23 protein-coding genes are annotated in these 19,185 nt (G+C 71.9%); 15 read left to right on the forward strand and 8 right to left on the reverse strand.

The features are described from left to right. Nucleotides 1–148 precede the first annotated feature (148 nt). Together ABFJ78_RS38645 and ABFJ78_RS38650 are read left to right on the forward strand one after the other, a co-directional pair. On the forward strand, nt 149–625 hold the full coding sequence (locus ABFJ78_RS38645) for a MarR family winged helix-turn-helix transcriptional regulator (protein ID WP_436392402.1): 477 nt from the start codon (nt 149–151) through the stop codon (nt 623–625). 17 nt (nt 626–642) lie between these two features. Then, the gene (locus ABFJ78_RS38650; RefSeq protein ID WP_436392403.1) at nt 643–1,056 is read left to right on the forward strand and encodes a DUF5655 domain-containing protein; all 414 of its coding nucleotides are present in this window, start codon (nt 643–645) and stop codon (nt 1,054–1,056) included. Between the two features lie 6 nt (nt 1,057–1,062). Here ABFJ78_RS38650 and ABFJ78_RS38655 read toward each other — a convergent pair whose 3' ends face one another. Then, a complete protein-coding gene (locus ABFJ78_RS38655) occupies nt 1,063–2,328 on the reverse strand; it encodes a YncE family protein (protein WP_436392404.1) in 1,266 nt (421 codons plus the stop codon). Between the two features lie 173 nt (nt 2,329–2,501). Between ABFJ78_RS38655 and ABFJ78_RS38660 the strand changes: the two genes are divergently transcribed. Continuing rightward, complete coding sequence (locus tag ABFJ78_RS38660) at nt 2,502–3,632, forward strand: helix-turn-helix domain-containing protein (protein ID WP_436392405.1); 1,131 nt, start codon at nt 2,502–2,504, stop codon at nt 3,630–3,632. 355 nt (nt 3,633–3,987) lie between these two features. Here the strand turns inward: ABFJ78_RS38660 and ABFJ78_RS38665 are convergent, their stop codons facing one another. Beyond that, nucleotides 3,988–4,530, reverse strand: a complete 543-nt coding sequence (locus ABFJ78_RS38665) for a TetR/AcrR family transcriptional regulator (RefSeq protein ID WP_436392406.1) — start codon at nt 4,528–4,530, stop codon at nt 3,988–3,990. 101 nt (nt 4,531–4,631) lie between these two features. On the opposite strand from ABFJ78_RS38665, the gene ABFJ78_RS38670 reads away from it, so the two are divergent. Continuing rightward, the gene (locus ABFJ78_RS38670) at nt 4,632–5,516 is read left to right on the forward strand and encodes an NmrA family NAD(P)-binding protein (protein ID WP_436392407.1); all 885 of its coding nucleotides are present in this window, start codon (nt 4,632–4,634) and stop codon (nt 5,514–5,516) included. A gap of 22 nt (nt 5,517–5,538) precedes the next feature. Next, the gene (locus ABFJ78_RS38675; RefSeq protein ID WP_436392408.1) at nt 5,539–5,988 is read left to right on the forward strand and encodes an HIT family protein; all 450 of its coding nucleotides are present in this window, start codon (nt 5,539–5,541) and stop codon (nt 5,986–5,988) included. On the opposite strand, the gene ABFJ78_RS38680 is transcribed toward ABFJ78_RS38675, so the two are convergent. Next, nucleotides 5,985–6,194, reverse strand: coding sequence for a DUF2945 domain-containing protein (locus ABFJ78_RS38680; RefSeq protein WP_436392409.1), 210 nt, complete (start codon nt 6,192–6,194; stop codon nt 5,985–5,987). The two genes, ABFJ78_RS38675 and ABFJ78_RS38680, sit on opposite strands and share 4 nt — an antisense overlap. A 55-nt stretch (nt 6,195–6,249) precedes the next feature. Here ABFJ78_RS38680 and ABFJ78_RS38685 point away from each other — a divergent pair, with 55 nt between their 5' ends. Further along, nucleotides 6,250–6,585: a DUF3140 domain-containing protein gene (locus ABFJ78_RS38685; protein WP_436392410.1), complete on the forward strand. Its 336-nt coding sequence runs from the start codon at nt 6,250–6,252 to the stop codon at nt 6,583–6,585. A gap of 230 nt (nt 6,586–6,815) precedes the next feature. Here the strand turns inward: ABFJ78_RS38685 and ABFJ78_RS38690 are convergent, their stop codons facing one another. Further along, nucleotides 6,816–7,880, reverse strand: a complete 1,065-nt coding sequence (locus ABFJ78_RS38690; protein WP_436392411.1) for a winged helix DNA-binding domain-containing protein — start codon at nt 7,878–7,880, stop codon at nt 6,816–6,818. After that, nucleotides 7,877–9,001 carry an epoxide hydrolase family protein gene (locus ABFJ78_RS38695; RefSeq protein WP_436392599.1) on the reverse strand — a complete coding sequence of 375 codons (1,125 nt, stop codon included), beginning with the start codon at nt 8,999–9,001 and terminating at the stop codon, nt 7,877–7,879. Before ABFJ78_RS38695 ends, ABFJ78_RS38690 begins: the two co-directional genes overlap by 4 nt. 53 nt (nt 9,002–9,054) lie before the next feature. Here ABFJ78_RS38695 and ABFJ78_RS38700 point away from each other — a divergent pair, with 53 nt between their 5' ends. Then, on the forward strand, nt 9,055–10,023 hold the full coding sequence (locus ABFJ78_RS38700) for a helix-turn-helix transcriptional regulator (RefSeq protein ID WP_436392412.1): 969 nt from the start codon (nt 9,055–9,057) through the stop codon (nt 10,021–10,023). On the opposite strand, the gene ABFJ78_RS38705 is transcribed toward ABFJ78_RS38700, so the two are convergent. Together ABFJ78_RS38705 and ABFJ78_RS38710 are read right to left on the reverse strand one after the other, a co-directional pair. Further along, nucleotides 9,992–10,471: an SRPBCC family protein gene (locus ABFJ78_RS38705; protein WP_436392413.1), complete on the reverse strand. Its 480-nt coding sequence runs from the start codon at nt 10,469–10,471 to the stop codon at nt 9,992–9,994. The two genes, ABFJ78_RS38700 and ABFJ78_RS38705, sit on opposite strands and share 32 nt — an antisense overlap. Before the next feature lies 1 nt (nt 10,472). Beyond that, nucleotides 10,473–10,808 carry an ArsR/SmtB family transcription factor gene (locus ABFJ78_RS38710; RefSeq protein WP_436392414.1) on the reverse strand — a complete coding sequence of 112 codons (336 nt, stop codon included), beginning with the start codon at nt 10,806–10,808 and terminating at the stop codon, nt 10,473–10,475. Nucleotides 10,809–10,899: 91 nt separating this feature from the next. On the opposite strand from ABFJ78_RS38710, the gene ABFJ78_RS38715 reads away from it, so the two are divergent. From ABFJ78_RS38715 to ABFJ78_RS38750, 8 genes are all read left to right on the forward strand, one after another. Then, nucleotides 10,900–12,096 carry an ROK family protein gene (locus tag ABFJ78_RS38715; RefSeq protein ID WP_436392415.1) on the forward strand — a complete coding sequence of 399 codons (1,197 nt, stop codon included), beginning with the start codon at nt 10,900–10,902 and terminating at the stop codon, nt 12,094–12,096. 101 nt (nt 12,097–12,197) lie between these two features. Then, nucleotides 12,198–13,217 carry an ABC transporter substrate-binding protein gene (locus tag ABFJ78_RS38720; protein WP_436392416.1) on the forward strand — a complete coding sequence of 340 codons (1,020 nt, stop codon included), beginning with the start codon at nt 12,198–12,200 and terminating at the stop codon, nt 13,215–13,217. Then, nucleotides 13,214–13,987 carry an ABC transporter ATP-binding protein gene (locus tag ABFJ78_RS38725; RefSeq protein ID WP_436392417.1) on the forward strand — a complete coding sequence of 258 codons (774 nt, stop codon included), beginning with the start codon at nt 13,214–13,216 and terminating at the stop codon, nt 13,985–13,987. Before ABFJ78_RS38720 ends, ABFJ78_RS38725 begins: the two co-directional genes overlap by 4 nt. Further along, entirely contained in the window at nt 13,984–14,826 is an 843-nt protein-coding gene (locus ABFJ78_RS38730) for an ABC transporter permease (RefSeq protein ID WP_436392418.1), read from the forward strand. The genes ABFJ78_RS38725 and ABFJ78_RS38730 overlap by 4 nt, the downstream gene beginning before the upstream one ends. Continuing rightward, nucleotides 14,823–16,136: an LLM class flavin-dependent oxidoreductase gene (locus tag ABFJ78_RS38735; protein ID WP_436392419.1), complete on the forward strand. Its 1,314-nt coding sequence runs from the start codon at nt 14,823–14,825 to the stop codon at nt 16,134–16,136. Before ABFJ78_RS38730 ends, ABFJ78_RS38735 begins: the two co-directional genes overlap by 4 nt. Continuing rightward, nucleotides 16,133–17,029, forward strand: a complete 897-nt coding sequence (locus ABFJ78_RS38740) for a TauD/TfdA dioxygenase family protein (RefSeq protein WP_436392420.1) — start codon at nt 16,133–16,135, stop codon at nt 17,027–17,029. Before ABFJ78_RS38735 ends, ABFJ78_RS38740 begins: the two co-directional genes overlap by 4 nt. 52 nt (nt 17,030–17,081) lie before the next feature. Next, nucleotides 17,082–17,408 (forward strand): hypothetical protein, encoded by a 327-nt coding sequence (locus ABFJ78_RS38745; protein WP_436392422.1) that lies wholly within the window; start codon nt 17,082–17,084, stop codon nt 17,406–17,408. Beyond that, nucleotides 17,405–18,019, forward strand: coding sequence for an alpha/beta hydrolase fold domain-containing protein (locus ABFJ78_RS38750; RefSeq protein WP_436392423.1), 615 nt, complete (start codon nt 17,405–17,407; stop codon nt 18,017–18,019). Before ABFJ78_RS38745 ends, ABFJ78_RS38750 begins: the two co-directional genes overlap by 4 nt. On the opposite strand, the gene ABFJ78_RS38755 is transcribed toward ABFJ78_RS38750, so the two are convergent. Further along, nucleotides 17,970–19,157 carry an amidohydrolase gene (locus ABFJ78_RS38755; RefSeq protein WP_436392424.1) on the reverse strand — a complete coding sequence of 396 codons (1,188 nt, stop codon included), beginning with the start codon at nt 19,155–19,157 and terminating at the stop codon, nt 17,970–17,972. The two genes, ABFJ78_RS38750 and ABFJ78_RS38755, sit on opposite strands and share 50 nt — an antisense overlap. Nucleotides 19,158–19,185 lie beyond the last annotated feature (28 nt).

The raw sequence follows: 19,185 nt of genomic DNA on the forward strand, positions 1-19,185 counted from the left end.
CTACGGCTCCCGTCGCGAAGGGGTTCAAACCGATTTCTTTTGCGCCACAAGGGTTTTCTGCGGTCTCAAAGGGACGCGCCAAAGAGAGCCGGGCGAGTGCCGGTCCCCCATCTTGACCGATGCTCTTGTCGTTGGCAAGTATTGCTTCATGCAAACCCTCGAAGACGCGGCCCCGGGCGCCGACCCGGACGTGGTGGCCCTGGACGGCCTCACCCTGGTCCTGGTCGGGATCGCGTGGGAGTGCGCGCACGCGGCGCCGCCCGAGGTCTCGTTCCCCCAGACGCGGCTGCTGCTCATCCTCGACCGCCTCGGCCGGGTCCCGAGCTCGCAGCTGGCGGCGGCGATGGGCGTCAACGCGTCGTCGGTGACGCGGCTGGCCGACCGGCTGGAGTCCCTCGGCTACGTGGCGCGCGGGCGCGACGCGCGCAACCGGAGCGTGGTGACCCTCGAGGTCACCGACACGGGCCACGAGCTGGTCGCGCGGATCCTGGAGCAGCGCCACGCGGCGCTGGGCGCGCTGCTGGACCGGCTGCCACCGGCGCAGCGGAAGTCCGCGGCCACGGCGGCGCGGCGGCTGGTGAACGCGGCCGCCACGATCCCCGCGCTCGGCCCGGCGCCGCTGTGAGTGCCATCCTGGACGGCATGGCGACCCGCTGGACGTGCCCGCGCTGCGACCGCGAGTTCGCGCGCGCCGGCCAGGGCCACACGTGCGTCCCGGGCTGCACGGTCGAGGAGACGTTCGCCGGGCGCGACCCGAAGTTCCGCGCGATCTACGACGCCGTCCTCGACCACCTGCGGACGCTGGGCGACGTCCACGAGGACGCCGTCAAGGTCGGGGTGTTCCTCAAGCGGGACCGGAAGCTCGCCGAGCTCCGGCCCCGCTCGCGGGACGTCCTGGTGTACCTGTTCCTGCCGCGGCCGGTCGAGACGGCCCGGATCGCCCCGGCGCGGTGGGCGTCGGGGCCCCGGGTGGGACACCAGCTGAAGCTGCGCGAAGTGTCCGATGTGGACGACGAAGTCCGCGGCTGGTTCACGATGGCCTACGACTTCTCCTGACGGTTTTCAGGCGGCCGGGCCGGTCCAGCCGTCGGGGACGTGGCCGATGCGGACCCGCTGCGGGTGGTCGCCCACCGGCACCGAGACCAGCTTCTGCCCAGTCGCGAAGTCGATCGCTGTGACGCGGTCCGCGCCGGCTTCGGAGATGACGCACGCGCTGCCGTCGCCGCTCACCGTGGCCCAGTACGGCTTCACCGCCGGCACCAGCGTGCCCTGCTGCAGGGTCGCGCGGTCGACGACCGTGGCGTAGTCGTCCATCGTCCCGGCGACGCAGAGCTTGGTGCCGGCCGGGTTCATCGACATGCCGTGGTGGCGGGAGTCGTTGACGAACGTGGTGCGGTCGTCGCTCGTGGCCGGGTTCTTCGGCAGCTCCTTGACCCGGGTGATCTTGTCGGTTGCGACGTCGTACTCCAGGAAGCCGTTGAAGAACGACACCTGGAAGTACAGTTTGGACTCGTCGGGGGTGAACGCGACCGGCCGCACGGCGTCCGAGAGGTCCCGGCGCCCGAAGGCGTCGAGCCGGTCGCGCATGTCGATCACCTTGACCTGCTGGAAGGTCGTGGCGTCGACGACCGTGATGCGCCGGTCCCCCTTGGTGAAGTCCCAGCCGGGGTCGTCGAGGTTCGTGTCGACGTTGCCGATCGACATGTTCCACAGGTACCGGCCGCCGGCGGTGAAGACGTTCTCGTGCGGCTTGTCGCCGGTCGCGAACGAGCCGGCCTGCTGCCCGGTCACGATGTCCAGCACGTGCACGGTGTTCGACGTCGAGGCCGAGACGGCGACGCGGCGGCCGTCCGGCGAGACCGCCATGTGGTCGGCGCGGAAGCCGGAAACCGGGAAGCGCCAGTTGATCCGGCCGGTGCTCAGGCTGATCGAGACGACGTCGGCGAAGCTGGGCCGCGACGCCACCACCGATGCCCCGTCCGGGGTCGTGTACATGTCGTCGACGAACTGGTCGTGCCCCTCCCCCGGCCCGTTGCGGATGCCGAGGAAGAACGCCAGCTTGATCGGGTTCAGGTAGATCTCCCGCAGCCGGTCGTCCTTGTCGGGGATGATGTTGATCCGCCCGATCTTCGTGAAGGAGCCGCGGGATTGGATGACGTCGGCCGTCCCCTCCCAGTTGTTGCCGACGAACATCACCTCCCGCAGCGCCGCGGGCGCGCCGGTCGCGGGCACCGCCGCGCCGGTCGCCAGCACGGCGACGGCGGAGGTCAGGTACGCCAGGCGCGAGAGGTAGGACCGCCGTCGGCGGGTTCTCGGGGAAGTGCGCACGACAGGACACCTTTCGACGCTGAAGAGGTGCGGCGGTGGTTTTTGCCCCGGACAGGGGTTACTGTCCGGTATTGCCACGATAACCGGGCACCGGAGCCCGTCCGGTAGGGTCGGCCGCCCAACGTCGGCGGTGCCGGTTGTGGCGGTGCCACAACGGTTTCGGGAGGTGCCCGGTGAGGCCGCTGCTCCGCCGGATCCTCGACGACCTGGCCGCGGACGAGTCCGTGCTGGACGAGCTGGTCAAAGCGGCACGCAGCGAGTCGCCCGAGGTCGCGCGGCTGCCGGAGGCCGAGAACCGGCGGCACATCCAGGTGCTGCTCTCGGCCGCGCTCCGGGCGACGGCGAGCCCGGACGGCCCCGCGCGAGAGGACTACACCACCGCCGAGGCGCTCGGCGCGGACCGCGCGGCGCAGGGTGTCCCGCTCACCGAGCTGCTGCGCGGGGTCCAGGCCGGCCGCACGCACGCGGCCCGCGTCGCCGTCGAGCGCGCCCGGGCGGCGGGCGTGCCGGACGACGTCATCCTCGAAACCGTGCTCGACGCCGACCGCTACACCGGGGCGCTGGAGCACCACATCGTCAAGGGCTACCACGCGGCCGAGCTCCAGCTGTCGCGCACGGTGCGCGACGCGCGGACCCAGCTGCTGCGGACGTTGCTGCTCTCGGGGCACCCGCCGACGCCCGAAGAGCTCCGGCGGGCCGGGCTGCACCCGGACGTCCGGTACTGCTGCGTGGTGTCGGACGTCAGCGACCCGGCCCAGGCGCGGACGCTGGAGCAGGCGCTGCTGGAGTTCGGCGGGGTGTACGGCCTGGTCGAGGGCAGGCTGACCGGCTTGGCCGTGCGGTCACCCGCCGGGGTCGCGCTCGCCGAGGACGTCCTGCTGGTGGTGGCGCCCCCGGCGGCGTTGCCGGCGTTGCAGGAGGTGCACCGGCTGTGCACGGCGGCGGCGCGCCTCGCCGGCCCCGGCTACCACGACTTGACGGCGCTGGCGGGCGAGATCGCGTTGACGGCCCAGCCGCTGCTGGCGGGTCTGCTGACGACGGCCCTGCTCGGCTCGCTGGACCCGGCGAACCCGTTCCACCGCGAGCTGGCGGCGACGGCGCTGGCGTACCTGGACCACGGCCAGCGCCTGCGCCCGACGGCGGAGGCGTTGCACCTGCACCCGAACACGGTCCGGTACCGGCTGGACCGGCTGGCGGAGCTGACACCGTTGCCGTTGGCGGAGAACACGGGCGGCCGGGTGCTCGACGCCGTGCGGTCGTGGTGGGCGCTGCACCATTGGCTCACCGCCGCCGAACGCCCGTGAGGGGCACCTCTCTGGACGGCTCCGCACGACATGAATGAGTCATTCACGTCATCTGGCGACAGGGTCTCGGCAAAGTCAGGTCAGCGCGGCCGATCCGGTCGCCCGCACGTCATGAACGGGTCGTTCACCTCGTCAGACGACATGAACGACCCTTTCATGACATCTGGCGACAGGAATGAGTCATTCACGTCATCTGGCGACAGGGTCTCGGCAAAGTCAGGTCAGCGCGGCCGATCCGGTCGCCCGCACGTCATGAACGGGTCGTTCACCTCGTCAGACGACATGAACGACCCTTTCATGACATCTGGCGACAGGAATGAGTCATTCATGTCACCTGGCGACATGAATGAGTCACTCATGACGGGCTGATGCCGCGCACCGCCAGCTCCAGCAACCGCTGCGCCTCGGCCGCCGGGTCGCGGTGGTGCTCGGTCGCCAGCACGATCCCCGTCACGACCGCGATCAGGTCCGCCGCCGTGACGTCCGCGCCGACCGCGCCCGCCTCGATCGCCCGGCGTACCAACGGCTCGCCGGCTTCGGTCATCTTCGTCGAGCACGCGTGGGCCATCGACTCGTCGGCGCGGACCAACGCCGTTGCCAACCCCCGGGCCGTCGCCGCGTACGTCGTCACCGCGCGCAGCCAGTCCAGCAGCGCCGTGCGGGCGTCCGATTCCTCGGCCAGCGCGCGGGCTTGCCCGGCCAGCGCGTCCACCTGCCGCCGGAACACCGCCTCCAGCAGCGCCGGCCGGCTCGGGAAGTGGCGGCGGACCGTCGCCGAGCCGACGCCCGCCGTCCGGGCGATCTGCTCCAGGGACGCGTCGGCGCCACGCGCCGCGACCTCCTCTTCGGCGACGGCGAGGATGCGCGCGTAGTTGCGGCGGGCGTCGGACCGCGGCACGGACCACCTCCGGAACAGGAAGTGGCGGGGGCCGCCACTTAGTGACTAGTGTAGCGACCAGGAAGTGGCGGGCCCCGCCACTTATCGGCCCGAGGAGTCCCATGTCCCCCGTCCTGGTCACCGGCGCCACCGGCAAGCAAGGCGGCGCCACCGCCCGCGCGCTCCTGAAGGCCGGTGTGCCCGTCCGCGCGCTGGTGCGGAATCCCGAAAAGGCGCAGGCTCTCCGCGCGTCAGGCGCCGAAATCGTGCAAGGCGACCTCTACGACCCCGGCTCCCTGGCGCCCGCCATGAAGGGCGTGCGCGGCGTGTTCTCGGTCCAGATGCCGGACCTGACGAACCTCGAAGGCGACTCCGAGTGGGTCCAGGGCCGCAACCTCGTCGACGCGGCCCGCGAAGCCGGCGTGCCGCAGTTCGTGCACGCGTCCGTCTCCGGCGCCGGGCAGCACCGGACCGTGCCCGGCTGGGCCGAGGGCCGCTGGACGTCGATGGAGCACTACCTGGAGACCAAGACGGCGATCCAGGACCGCGTCCGCGACGCCGGCTTCGCGCACTGGACGTTGCTCAAACCGGGCTTCTTCATGGAGAACTTCCTGCCGCCGTCGTTCCTGCTGCCCCACGGCCGGCTCGTCACGACCATCAAGCCCGCGACCGAACTCGCCCTCGTCGCGGTGGACGACATCGGTGCCGCGGCCGCCGCGGCGTTCGCGGACCCGGCGCGCTTCGACGGCGTCGAGCTGGAGCTGGCGAGCGAACTGATGACGATGACGCGGGTCGCCGAGATCCTGTCGCGCGCGCTCGGCGTCGAGCTGACGGCGCCGGACATGACCGCCGAAGAGGCGATCGCCGCCGGAGCGCCCGCGTTCGCGGTCCGGCACGAGTGGCAGAACGAGGTCGGCCACCCCGCGCGCCCCGAGTTCGCCCGGGCGCTCGGCATCCCGCTGACGACCTTCGCGGAGTGGACGGAAAAGCACCTGACAGCGGCGTAACCACCTCGCTACGGTCGGCGCCATGGCCCGGCCACCCGCGCTGCCCGCGACCACCGCCGACGGCGAGTGCGTCTTCTGCGCCATCTTCGCCGGCCGGGCGCCGGCGGCGTTCGTGCACGAGGACGACGAGTTCGTCGCGATCGTCGACCTGCGCCCGGTGACGACCGGCCACCTCCTGGTGCTTCCCCGCACGCACCACGAGGACCTCGCTTCCCTGCCGCCCGCGGTGGGTGTGCGGATGTTCGGGATCGCGCACGAGCTGGCCGCCGCGCTGCGCCGCCCGGATCTGCGCTGCGAGGGGATCAACCTGTTCCTGGCCGACGGTGAGGCCGCCGGCCAGGAGATCCCGCACGTCCACCTGCACGTGATCCCCCGCCACACCGGCGACGGCTTCACCCTGGCCGCCGACTGGCGGGTACGCGACCGCGGCGAGCTGGCCGAAGTGGCCGCGAAGGTCCGCGCCGCGCGCTAAGCCTTGTGGAGCCTGTCCGGGTGGTGCACCGCGGTCTTCCCGGACTTCTCGCTCTTCACCAGGTACTGCGGCTCCTCCGGCGACGCCTTGACGTCCCGCTTGCCCGCGTGGGTGTCCTTGGTGATCTTCTCCTCGACCGTCCCGACGGAACTCTGGTTGCCCGCGTCCCAGCGGACGCGGTCGCCCTTCCTGAAGTCCTTGCTCACGAGAACCACCTCCTCGGGTGCGGCTACCCGTGATCGAAGCGGGTATGCGTCCCGAATGGACGACGAAGAGACGCGCCGCGAGTTCGGCGAGAACGTCAACATGACCGCCAAGCAGCTCGAAGACTGGCTCAGGACCGACGAGTCCAAGGACGCGGGGCAGCACAAGAACGGCGGCGAGTCCGTCGGGCACGAGTCCGGCCGGCGGATCATCGGCATCCTGAACAAGAAGAAGAACGACGTATCCGCCGACGACCTCGCCCACATGCGCAAGGTCGTCGGCTACGTCCACCGGCACCTCGCGCAGCGGCCGTCCGGCGACGTCGACGAGACGACCTGGCGGTACTCGCTCATGAACTGGGGGCACGATCCGCTGAAGAAGCGAAGTCCTTGAGCACCAAGGCGTTCGCCGCCTCCCGGACCGGGCGGGCATCTGCTCCAGCACGCGGTTGCGGGCCGGGAGGTAGGGCATCAGCGCCCGGCGTCGAGGGCGAGGAGCGCAAGCAGCCCCCGCAGCTGCGGACCGCCGAGGGCGACGACGGTCCCGTCGGGACGACGGGCTTCGACCGGCCCGAGGATCGCGAACTGCACGCGCCGATTCTGGCCCACCGCGCGGTCCGGCGGTCAGCTTTCGGTGAACCGGAGCGCCATCTCCCCCGCGGCGAGGAACTCCAGCAGGCGCCCGGCTTCCGTCTCGATCTCCGCCCGCTCCGCCGCCGTGAGCCGGTCGTGCGCGGAGATCTCCAGTGCTTCGGGCCGCAGCCGCCAGTCCGCGCGGTAGAAGCCGTCCACCAGCACGGTTCCGCGCGAAGCGCCGTTGCCCGGCGGCAACGGGACCCGCCGTCCGGGCGGGAGCACCCGGGCGCGGTTCGCGTGCGAAAGCAGGACGTTGTCGTATTCCGGCAGGAACCTCGCCGGCGCCGGGGTGTCCGGGTCCGGCAGCACGCCGTCTTCGACGTCGTACAGCACTTCGCCGGACTCCGCGCGGAACGTGCGCAGGCCCATCGGCGCCACGACCTCCCGCAGCTTCGTCAGCCCCGACCACGCCTGGACGTCGGCGACCGAAGCCGGGCCGTACGCCCTGAGGTACCGGCGGATCACGGCCTCGAGCGACGGACGGCAGGCCAGCGGACGGCCCAGCCAGCCTTCGAGCGTGGTCAGGACAGCCGGGCCGGTCGAGCCCCAGACGCCGCGGGGCGTGACCTGCGCGGTCGGCACCAGGTAACTCACCGCGTAAGACAGCGCTTCGGCGTCGTGCTCGGGCCAGCGCGCGGACAGGGCGTCCTGCACCTGCCGCCGGGTGCGCGGCCGCTCGTCCAGCAGCGCACGGCCGAAGTGCGCCACCGCGTCGAGGTCGGCGTCGCCGACGCGGCGGCCGAAGTGCCCGGTGTAGCCGTTCGCCACCACGTGCTGCACCAGCGGCCGCAGCGTCCGCGCGTCTTCGGCGGTAACGAGGTGGACGGTCCCCCGCATCAGCAGCCCGCGCACGGCGTCCCGCCCGGTGACCAGGGACGCCAGCTCGTCCGGCCGGAACCGGGCGAGCCGCGTCCACAACCCGACGTACGGCGCGAGCGGTGCCTGCGCCTGCATCCCGACCAGGTGCTCGATCGTCGCGGCAGCGGACCCGGAAGACCGGTCGAGGAGGTGCTGCCGCGCGAGCAGCGCTCGGTTGAGCGCGCGGACGTTCACGGCCGCAGCCCGCGGAAGAACGCGCGGATGTCGGCGACGAGCAGCTCCGGCTCCTCCATCGCGGCGAAGTGACCGCCCTCGGCGAAGTCCGACCAGTGCGCGATCTTCTCCTCCGGATCCATGATCCGCCGCACCACCGGCGAGCTGTTGAACACCGCCCAGCCGGCCGGCACGTCCGACGGCGCCAGCCAGCCGTGGCCGGAATGCGCGGCCTCGTACAGGAACCGGGCCGCGGTCGCGCCGCTGCGGGTGAACCAGTACAGGCTCACGGTCGTCAGCAGCCGGTCGCGGTCGACGCCGTCGCCGGTCCACGCCTGGAACTTCTCGGCGATCCACGCCAGCTGCCCGACCGGGGAGTCGGTGAGCGCGGCCGCGATGGTCTCCGGCTTGTGCGACTGGAGATCGAGGTAGCCGCGGCCGGCCCGCCACGCCGTGCGCGCAGCGTCCAATTCGGACTGTTCGGCCTCGGACAGGTTCCCGGGCAACGGAAGCTGTTCGCCGGCGAGCGCGATCGTGCCGCGGTCGCTGTTGACGTGGGTGCCGATCACGCGGTCCGGGTACAGCGCGGCGAGCCGCCCGGTGACGCCGGCGCCGATGTCGCCGCCCTGCGCGGCGAAGCGCTCGTACCCGAGCCGCGTCATCAGCTCGGCGAACGCGTCCGTCGTCCGGGCGAGCTCCCAGCCCGGGCCGCTCAGCGGCGTCGAGAACCCGAAGCCCGGCACCGACGGGACGACGACGTGGAACGCGTCCGGTCCCGCCTCGGTGAGCGGGCCGATCACGTCGAGGAACTCGGCGAAGGAGCCGGGATAGCCGTGGGTGAGCAGCAGCGGCAGCGCGTCGGCCCGCGGCGACCGGACGTGCAGGTAGTGAACGGTCTGGCCGTCGATCACGGTCGTGTACTGCGGGAACGCGTTGAGCGCCGCCTCCTGCGCGCGCCAGTCGAAACCGTCGCGCCAGTACTCGGCCAGCTCGCGCACGGCGGCGGTGGGGATGCCGCGGGACCAGTCCGGCTCGTCGCCGGGCACGGGGTCGGCGAACCGGGCCCCGGCGAGGCGGCGGTGCAGGTCGTCCAGCTCGGTCTGCGGGATCTCGATGCGGAAGGGGTTCGTCATGAGCAGCACGTTACGAACCATTGCGGAAGACTTCCTTCCGCGATTCGTGCGATCCTCGAGAAATGTTGCAGACCTCCGCCCGCCTGCTGCGGCTGCTGTCGCTGCTCGAGACGCGGCGCGACTGGACCGGCGCCGACCTCGCCGAGCGGCTGGGCGTCACCGCGCGCACCGTCCGCACCGACGTCGGGAAGCTGCGCGACCTCGGCTACCCGGTCGAGGCCTCCCCCGGCGTCCAGGGCGGTTACCGGCTCGGCGCGGGCGCGCAGTTGCCGCCGCTGCTGCTGGACGACGACGAAGCGGTGGCCGTCGCGGTCGGGCTGCGGACGGCCACCGGGGTCGCCGGGATCGCCGAGACGTCGGTGCGCGCGCTGGCGAAGCTGGAGCAGGTGCTGCCGTCGCGGCTGCGGCACCGGGTCCACGCGCTGCAGGCCGCGACGGTCGCGGTGCCGGGCGGCGGCCCGGCCGTCGACGCCGACGTGCTGAGCGCGATCGCGGCGACGATCCGGGCCGGCGAGCGGCTGCGGTTCGACTACACGAGCCATACCCGGACGGCGAGCCGCCGCGACGTCGAGCCGCACCGGCTGGTCAGCTGGGGCCGGCGGTGGTACCTCGTCGCGTGGGACACCGCGCGGGACGACTGGCGCACGTTCCGCGTCGACCGGATGACGCCGAAGGTGCCGAACGGGCCGCGCTTCACCCCGCGCGAGCCGCCGGAGGGCGATGTCGCGCAGTTCGTCCAGCGCAGCGTCGGCGCGGCGACGTGGCGGTTCCACGCGAAGGTGCGCCTGCACGCTTCCGAGGCCTACGTCCGGGCCCGGCTGCCGCTCGCGGTCGACGTGACGCCCGAAGGCGCGGACCGCTGCGTCGCGGAAGTGGGCTCCGACAACGCGCAGATGCTCGGCCTGTACCTCGGGCTCCTGGACGTCGACTTCGAGGTGCTCGACGCGCCGGACCTGGCCGCCGAGCTGGCCAAGACGGGCGAACGGTTCCTGCGCGCGGCTACCGCAGGGAGTCCGCCAGTTCCTGGATGAGCACCATCTGTTCCCGAACGCCGACCTCCATGCCGGACTGCAGGATCGTGTCGCGCAGTTCCTTGCTGCCGGTCACGGTCAGCAGTTCGAGCCGCGTGCGGTCCCCGTCCAGGGCGGTGAAGGTGACGGTGTTGAGCGGCCCGTCCACGGAGTCGAGGTCGACGCCCGGCAGCTCGAACACCTCGGTGTAGACGATCCGCTCGTCCGGCACGACTTCGCGGTACTCGCCGTGGAAGCCGACCTCGGCGCCGTCGTTCGTCTTCAGCACGTACCGCCAGCGGCCGCCGGGCCGCAGGTCCAGCTCGACTTCGGTGGTGGTCCCACGGTGCCCGCTCCACCAGCGCCGCACCAGCTCCGGCGTGGTCCACACGCGGTAGACGAGGTGCTTCGGCGCGTCGAATTCGCGCGTGATGAGGATCCGGTCGTCGGCGGGGGTGGTGATCTCCACGTCACTGCTCCTGTTCCTTGAGTTCTTCGAGGACTTCGTCCATCAGGTCGAACCGCTCGGCCCACGTCCGCTCGTAGCGCTTGACCCAGTCGTGGATGGGTTTCAGCGCGGGCCCGTTGAGCCGGTAGAGCCGCTGCCGGCCGTCGCCGCGCACGTCCACGGCACCCACCTCGCGCAGCACGCGCAGGTGCTTGGACACCTGCGGCTGGGCGAGGCCGAGCAGGTCGACGAGGTCGCCGACCGAGCGTTCGCCGTCCATGAGGACGTCGAGGATCTGCCGCCGCCGGGGTTCGGCGACGGCGTTGAAGGTGTCGGCGGTCGTCGCTGCTCGTGCCACGCGAGCCATCATATGCCCATATGGGTATGCGTCAAGAGCCCGCATCCTGGGCACGCTGGGCTCCCGCGCCGCCGTCTGCCACGATCTGGCCATGGCCTCCCCGGTCGGCAGTCCACAGAGGACGGACGCGCGCGGCGCCCGGCGGAGTGCCGGTGCCGGCGCCGTCCTGCGGGCGATCCTCGACGACGGCCCGATCGCGCGCAGCACCGTCGCGCGGCGGACCGGGCTGTCGGCCGCCGCCGTGACCGGGCACACCGCCGAGCTGATGCGGCGAGGGCTGCTGCGGGAACTCCCGGAGGCCGAAAAACGGGGCGTCGGGCGGCCGCACGTGCCCGTCGACCTCGACACCGGGCGGCACGTCGCCGGCGCGCTGCACCTCGCCGTGCACCACGCCACCGTCGCGCTGCTCGACGTGCGCGGGAACGTCCTGGTGCAGCACGAAGAACCCCACGACGGACTGGCCGCCGAAGAGCTGCTCGCCCGCGCCGCCGAGATCCTCGACGACCTGCTGCTCGGGCACGCCCCGGACCGCGAGCCGCTCGGGCTCGGCGTCGCCACGGGCGGCTGGGTCGACCGCGAATCCGGCACCGTCGTCGAACACCCGCTGCTGCGCTGGAAGAACGTGCCGGTGCGCGACCTGCTCACGGCGAGCACCGGGCTGACCGTCGAGGTCGACGGCCACGCGCGAGCCCTCGTCCATGCCGAGCGCCTCTTCGGTCACCCGAAAGCACGCGACAGCGTGGTGCAGCTCTTCGCGGGCAACGTCGTCGACGCCGCGTTCGCCACCGGCGCCACCGTGCACCACGGACCACGCTCGGCCGCGGGGGCCGTCGCGCACCTGCCGGTGGACGACAGCGCGGAGCCGTGCCGGTGCGGGCGCACGGGCTGCCTCGAAGCCACCGTTTCGGAAGCGACCCTCGCGCGCAAGGCGGGCATGCCCTTTCCGGAACTGCTCGCGCTCGCGACGGCCGGGGAAACCGCGGCGGTGCGGATGTTCCACGATCGCGCCCGGCTGATCGGGCAGGCGGCGGCATTGCTACTCGACGTGCTCAACCCGGCCGTGCTCGTCGTGGTCGACCGGAGTGTAGCCCAGGTGCCCGGCTGCCTTCCCGCCATCCGGGACGAGGTCGGCGAACGTTCGCGGACGTGCGCGGATCCGGCGGAAACCGTTGTGCCGACGAGCTTCCCGGGTACGGAGCTGGCCACCGCCGGTGGCGCGGTCCTGCTCGACCTCCTCTACGACGACCCGCTCGGTCCGCTCCTCACCGGACTCTCGCACGCCTCGTGAACCAGCGGAGTTATTTCACGAACTCGCAAAATTGACCGTCCGCCCGGCGGCCCCGAACAATCGAGGCAACCCCGCCGACTCCCGGAACGGACGAAACCACCGTGAAGAAAACCTTGCCCCTGCTCGCCTTCGCCGCCGCGCTGCTGGCCGGCTGCGCTTCGGCGACGGCGACCGGGACCCCCGGGCAACCCGAGAAGCTGGAACTGCGCTACCAGGGCAGCGCGAACGCCGTGACCCTGCCCGAACTCGCCGAAGACCTGGGCTACTTCGGTCCGGTCAAGCTGAAGTGGGTCGGCAACACGATCAGCGGCCCGCAGGACATCCAGTCCGCCGCCACCGACCAGACCGACTTCGGCGGCGCCTTCACCGGCGCGGTCGTCAAGCTCGTCGAAGCGGGCGCGCCGGTCAAGGCGGTCGTCAACTACTACGGCTCCGACGACAAGGCGTTCATCGGCTACTACACCAAAGAGGACAGTCCGATCCGGACCGCCCGCGATCTGATCGGCAAGAAGGTCGGCGTCAACACCGCGGGCGCCAACCTCGAAGCCGCGCTGGACACCTGGCTGCAGAAGCAGGGGCTGTCCGACGACGAGATCAAGCAGGTCCAGCTGGTCGTCATCCCGCCGGTGAACGCCGAGCAGGCCCTGCGCAACGGCCAGCTCGACGTCGTCGCGCTGCAGGGGATCCTGCAGGACCACGCCCTCGCCGTCGGCGGCATCCGGCCGCTCTTCAGCGACGTCCAGGCGTTCGGCCCGTACAACGGCGGCCCGTACGTGCTGCGCACCGACTTCATCAGGAAGTACCCGGAGACCACGAAGATCTTCGTCTTCGCCGTCGCGAAGGCGATCGAGTGGGAGCGCACCACCCCGCGCGAGCAGGTGATCGCCCGCTTCACGAAGATCATCCAGGCCCGCGGGCGCAACGAAAACACCGACACGCTCAAGTACTGGAAGAGCGTCGGCGTCACCCACGGCGGCCTCATCGCCGACCGGGACTACACGCTCTGGGAGCCGTGGCTGAAGCAGCAGGGCTACATCAAGGGCGACAAGATCGACACGTCGAAGCTCTACACCAACGAGTTCAACCCCTACCGCGACGGCGCCCCGGCGGTGACCAAGTGATCAGCATCCGGTCCGTCACCAAGACTTTCGGCGCGCTCACCGCGCTCGACGAGGTCTCCCTCGACGTCGCCGACGGCACCTTCCTCTCGCTGGTCGGGCCGAGCGGCTCGGGCAAGTCGACGCTGCTCGACCTGCTCGGCGGGCTCACCACCCCGACGTCCGGTGAAGTGCTCATCGACGGCGAGCCGGTGCGCGGCCCCGGGCTCGACCGCGGGGTCGTCTTCCAGCAGTACGCGCTGTTCCCGTGGCGCACCGCCCGCGCCAACGTCGAGTTCGGCCTCGAAGGCGGCCCGCTCGGCAAGCGGGAGCGGGCCGAGCGGGCGCGCGAATACCTTTCCCTGGTCGGGCTTTCCGGCTTCGAAGACCGCTACCCGCACGAGCTGTCCGGCGGGATGAAGCAGCGGGTCGCGATCGCGCGCAGCCTCGCCTACGACCCCGCCGTGCTGCTGATGGACGAGCCGTTCGCCGCCCTGGACGCCCAGACCCGCGAGCAGCTGCAGGACGAGCTGCTGCGGATCTGGCGCCGCACCGGCAAGACGATCGTCTTCATCACCCACGGCATCGACGAAGCCGTCTACCTGGGACAACGGGTGGCCGTGCTGACGTCCCGGCCCGGGCGCCTCAAGGCCGTCGTCGACGTCGAGCTCGGCGACCGCTCGGGTGACGTCCGCTCCGACCCGACGTTCGGGCGGCAGCGGCACCGGCTCTGGGAACTGCTGCACGACGAGGTCCGCAAGGCGGCCGAACACGAACGGAGCGCGGCCGGATGACCACCACCCTCGAGAAGCCGGCCGTCCACATCGGACCCGATCCCCGGCCGCCGAAGCCGCGGTGGTTCCGGAAGAAGCTCGCCCGCGCGGTGCACGCGTCCGCCGCGGTCGTCCTGTTCGTCCTGCTGTGGGAGCTGGTCCCCCGGTTCGTCCTCGACGAGGGCACCCGGACGTTCCTGCCGCCGCTGTCCGAGGACCTGCAGGCGCTCTGGGACCTCGCGCTCGACGGCGAACTGGCCGACCACCTCCTGGCCAGCGTCGGCCGGTCGGCCGCCGGGTTCGCGGTGGCCGTCGCCGTCGCGGTGCCGCTCGGGCTGCTGATCGGCTGGTACCGGCCGGTCGCGCGGTTCCTGCAGCCCCTGCTGGAACTGGCCCGCAACACCGCCGCGCTCGCGCTGCTCCCGGTGTTCACGCTGCTGCTGGGCATCGGCGAGCTGTCCAAGGTGACGCTCGTGGTCTACGCCTGCGTGTGGCCGGTGCTGCTCAACACGATCGCCGGCGTCAACACCGTCGACCCGCTGCTGGTGAAGGCGGCCCGCTCGCTCGGGGTGGCCGGCCCGCGGCTGTTCCGGAAGGTGATCCTGCCCTCGGCCGTGCCGACCGTCTTCACCGGCATCCGGATGGCGGCGTCCTACTCGATCCTGGTGCTCGTGGCGGCCGAGATGGTCGGCGCGAAGGCCGGGCTCGGCTACCTCATCAACACCAGCCAGGTGAACTTCCAGATCCAGCGGATGTACGCCGGGATCATCGCGGTCTCGGTGCTCGGCGTGCTCGTCAACGCCGGCTTCGTCGCCCTCGAACGGCGGTTCTCGACCTGGCGTCCCAAGGAGAAAGCATGATGCACCTCAACGCGTTCGTGATGCCGAACGGCCACCACGAGGCCGCGTGGCGGCACCCGTCGACCGACCCGCGCCGCGCGCGGACGCTGCAGCACTACGTCGACATCGCCCGCACGGCCGAACGCGGCAAGCTCGACTCGCTCTTCCTCGCCGACGGGGTCGCGTTGTGGGGCAACGTCAAGCACAACTCGCACAGCCACTTCGAGCCGTTGACGCTACTGTCGGCCCTCGCGGCACACACGGTCCACATCGGACTCATCGCGACGGCGTCCACGACCTACAACGAGCCCTACCACCTGGCCCGGAAGTTCGCCTCGCTCGACCACCTCTCCGGCGGCCGGGCGGGCTGGAACATCGTCACCTCGGCGGGCATCGACGAGGCCCGCAACTTCAACCTGGCCAAGCGCCCGTCGCACGACGCGCGGTACGACCGGGCCGAGGAGTTCGTCGAGGTCGTCAAGAAGCTGTGGGACAGCTGGGACGACGACGCCGCACTCGTCGACCGCGAGACCGGGGTCTACGCCGACACCGACCGGATCCGGGCCATCGCGCACGACGGCCCGCACTTCCAGGTGCAGGGACCGCTCAACATCGAACGGCCGGTCCAGGGACATCCACTGCTCGTGCAGGCCGGGTCGTCGGAAACCGGCAAGGAGTACGCGGCGAAACACGCCGAAGCCGTGTTCACGGCTCAGCAGACCTTCGCCGAGGGCAAGGCCTTCTACGACGACGTCAAGGCCCGGCTCGCGAAGTACGGCCGGACGCCGGACGAGATCAAGATCCTGCCCGGCATCTCGCCCATCCTCGGCCGCACCGAAGCCGAAGCCCGCGAACGCGAGGCCGAGCTGAACGCGCTGATCACGCCGGACTACGGGCTGCGGCAGCTGTCGAAGATGCTCGACCACGACGTCACCGGCTACCCGCTGGACGGCCCGCTGCCGGACGTCGGCAGCTTCACCGAAGGCGGGCAGAGCCGCTTCGACCTCGTCGTCGGCCTGGCCCGGCGCGAAGACCTGACCATCCGGCAGCTCCTCGAACGGCTGGCCGGCGGACGCGGGCACCGCGTCTTCGCCGGGACGCCGGTCCAGGTCGCCGACGAGCTGGAGGCCTGGTTCACCGGCGGCGCCGCCGACGGCTTCAACGTCATGCCGCCCACCCTGCCCGGCGGGCTCGACGACTTCGTCGACCTCGTCGTCCCGGAGCTGCGGCGGCGCGGGCTTTTCCGCACCGAGTACGCCGGCACCACTTTGCGTGAGCACTACGGCCTCGCGCGTCCCGTCAACCGCAACCGAGTGAAGGAGCCCGTATGACCGCGATCAGCACCGACGTCCGCAAGATCACCGGGAACATCGGCGCCGAGATCATCGGCCTCGACCCGGCCGGGGACCTCGACGCGTCCCAGGTGGCGTTCCTGGCCGACGCCCTGCACGAGCACAAGGCGCTGGTGTTCCGGAACACCGAGCTCGACGACGAGGGCCAGCAGCGCTTCGCCGCCCGCTTCGGCGAGCTGACGAAGGCGCACCCGACCGTGCCCGCCGTCGACGGCGCCCCGACGATCCTGCCGGTGGACAGCGAGCTGGGCCGGGCCAACCACTGGCACACCGACGTCACGTTCGTGCTCAACCCGCCGAAGGCCAGCACGCTGCGCAGCCTCGTGGTGCCGCCCTACGGCGGGGAGACGCTGATCGCGAACGCGGCCGCGGCCTACCGCGACCTGCCCGAGCCGCTGCGGGCGTTCGCCGACACGCTGCGGGCCGTGCACACCAACGACTACGACTACGTCCAGCCGCCGGAGACGGTGGACGAGAAGGAGCAGGCACGCCGCGCCCAGTTCGTCTCGCGCAAGTACCGGACGGTGCACCCGGTTGTGCGGGTGCACCCGGTGACCGGCGAACGCGGCCTGTTCATCGGCGGGTTCGCACAGCGGATCGAAGGCCTGTCGGTGAGCGAGTCGCGGGACCTCCTGCGGCTGCTGCAGTCCTACGTGACGCGGCCGGAGAACGTCGTGCGCGTCGCGTGGGAGCCGAACCAGCTGGTGCTGTTCGACAACCGGATCACGCAGCACTACGCGATCGACAACTACGACGGTCTCCCCCGGCGCCTCAACCGCGTCACGGTGGCCGGCGACGTCCCGGTGGGCATCGACGGGCGGCCGAGCGAGTCGCTCGAAGGTGACGCGTCGCACTACACCTCCGTCGCCTAGTTGGGCGCCGTCCGGGCTCGGGTACCCGGGCCCGGACGGGAAGGAGTACGTGGTGGTCAGTGTGCAGGCGAAGGTCAGGATGGGGTTGCTGCGGGCGTCGGGCCAGAAACGGTTCTACGACAACGCCTCGGCGCTGCACCACCTGCTCCCCCGGCACCAGAAGCCGTCGATGGCCCGGCCTCCGCGCAAGATCCGGCGGCGCTGCGAGGTCGAGCAGCACGAGGTCGACGGCTTTCCCTGCTACACGTTCCGGCCGCGCGATGGTGCGGCGAGCGACCTGCACGTCCTGCACCTGCACGGCGGCGGGTACGTCGAACAGGTCGAGAAGCACCACTGGAAGTCGCCGCCGACCTGGTCGCGCGGCTCGGCTGCGCGGTGACGCTGCCGGTGTACCCGCTGGTGCCGCACCACGACCACACGGCGACGATCCCGATGGTCCAGGCGGCCTACGACGGGATCGAGGCCGGGCGCGTCGTGGTCTCCGGCGACTCCGCGGGCGGCGAAGCGCTGCTGGCGATCGCGCAGAACCTGCGTGCCGGCGGCCGGCCGCAGCCCGAGCGGCTGATCCTGTACTCGCCGTGGCTGGACGTCCTGCTCGAGGACCCGGTCTCGGAGCTGCTCGACGAAACCGACCCCATGCTCGGCATCGCCGGGCTGCGCGAAGCGGGCCGGATGTACGCCGAAGGCACGGATCCGCGCGACCCGCTGGTCAGCCCGATCCACGCCGACCCCACCGGGCTGGCGCCGATCACGCTGTTCATCGGGACGCGGGACGTCCTGCTGCCGGACTGCCGCCGGTTCCGGGCCCGGGCGCGCGAGGCCGGGACCGAAGTGGACTACCGCGAGTACAGCGGGATGTTCCACAACTGGCTGATGCAGGCGATCCCGGAGGGCGTGGAGGCGATGAACCACGTCGAGCGGCTCCTGCGCCGCCGGCCGGTCAACGGCCGTTCCGCTCCAGGTCCCGGAAGCAGTCCCACGCCCGGCTGACCAGCGCCGGGTGCGTGCGCAGGTCGATCGCCGTCCGGGCCAGCGCCGCCGCCGAGGCCAGCATCGCCGACCGGCCGCGCGGGCTCGCCGCCGCCGCCGCGAACTCCGCCGTGTGGTCGGAGTACTCCTCCGCCGTGATCGCCACGAACGGGTGGATCGCCGGGACCCGGACGCTCACGTCGCCGATGTCCGACGACCCCAGGAACACCCCCGGCGCCGGCGGGGTCGCGTGGATCCCGCACGCCGCCAGGTGCTCGGTGAACCGCTCCGACAGCACCGGGTTGTCGCGGAAGTGCGCGTAACCGCGCCCGAGGCGTTCGACGTCGACCTTCGCGCCCGTCGCCAGTGCCGCGCCCTGCGCGCACGTCGCGACGTCCTCGGCCAGGCGGTCCAGCGCGTCGGTCGTCAGCGCGCGGAGACCGAAGCGGCCTTCGGCGCGGTCGGGGACGATGTTCGTGGCGTCGCCGCCGTGGGTGATGATGCCCTGGACGTGCGAACCGGCCGGGAGCCGCTGGCGCAGGGCCGAGACCGCGCCGAACGCCTGGATCAGCGCGGCCAGGGCGTCGATGCCCGCCTCCGGGTCGCCGGTCGGGTGCGCCGCGCGGCCGTGGAAGGTCACCTTGAGCTCGACCTGCGCGGTCAGCGGCGCCCACGACCACGAGTGCACGCCCGGGTGGACCATCAGGGCCGCATCGACGTCGTCGAAGACGCCCGCCTCGGCCAGCGCCACCTTGCCGCCGCCGCGTTCCTCGGCCGGGCAGCCCACGGCGAGCAGCGATCCCGGGCCGTCCGCCAGCACCTCGCGCGCCGCCAGCGCGGCACCGAGCCCGGCCGCGGCGATCAGGTTGTGCCCGCACGCGTGCCCCAGCCCCGGCAGCGCGTCGTACTCCATCAGCAGCGCCACGCACGGCCGCCCGCTCCCCGCCCGGGCGGCGAACGCCGTGGGCAGGCCGGCGACGCCGGTCTCCACCTCGAACCCGTCCGCGGCCAGCTCCCCGGTCAGCCGCTCGGCGGCCGCGTGCTCCTCATAGGACAGTTCCGGCCGCTCGTGCAGCGCGGTCGCGACCGCCCACAGCCGGTCCGCCAGCGCGCCGACCCGCTCGTCGGCCCGCTCGTGCAGCTCTTCGTGCCATTCCATGCCCACCGGGATACCCCTACCACGAACG

Origin of the sequence: Amycolatopsis sp. MEPSY49 (assembly GCF_051337345.1) — a bacterium.
In the GTDB taxonomy this organism is placed as follows: domain Bacteria; phylum Actinomycetota; class Actinomycetes; order Mycobacteriales; family Pseudonocardiaceae; genus Amycolatopsis.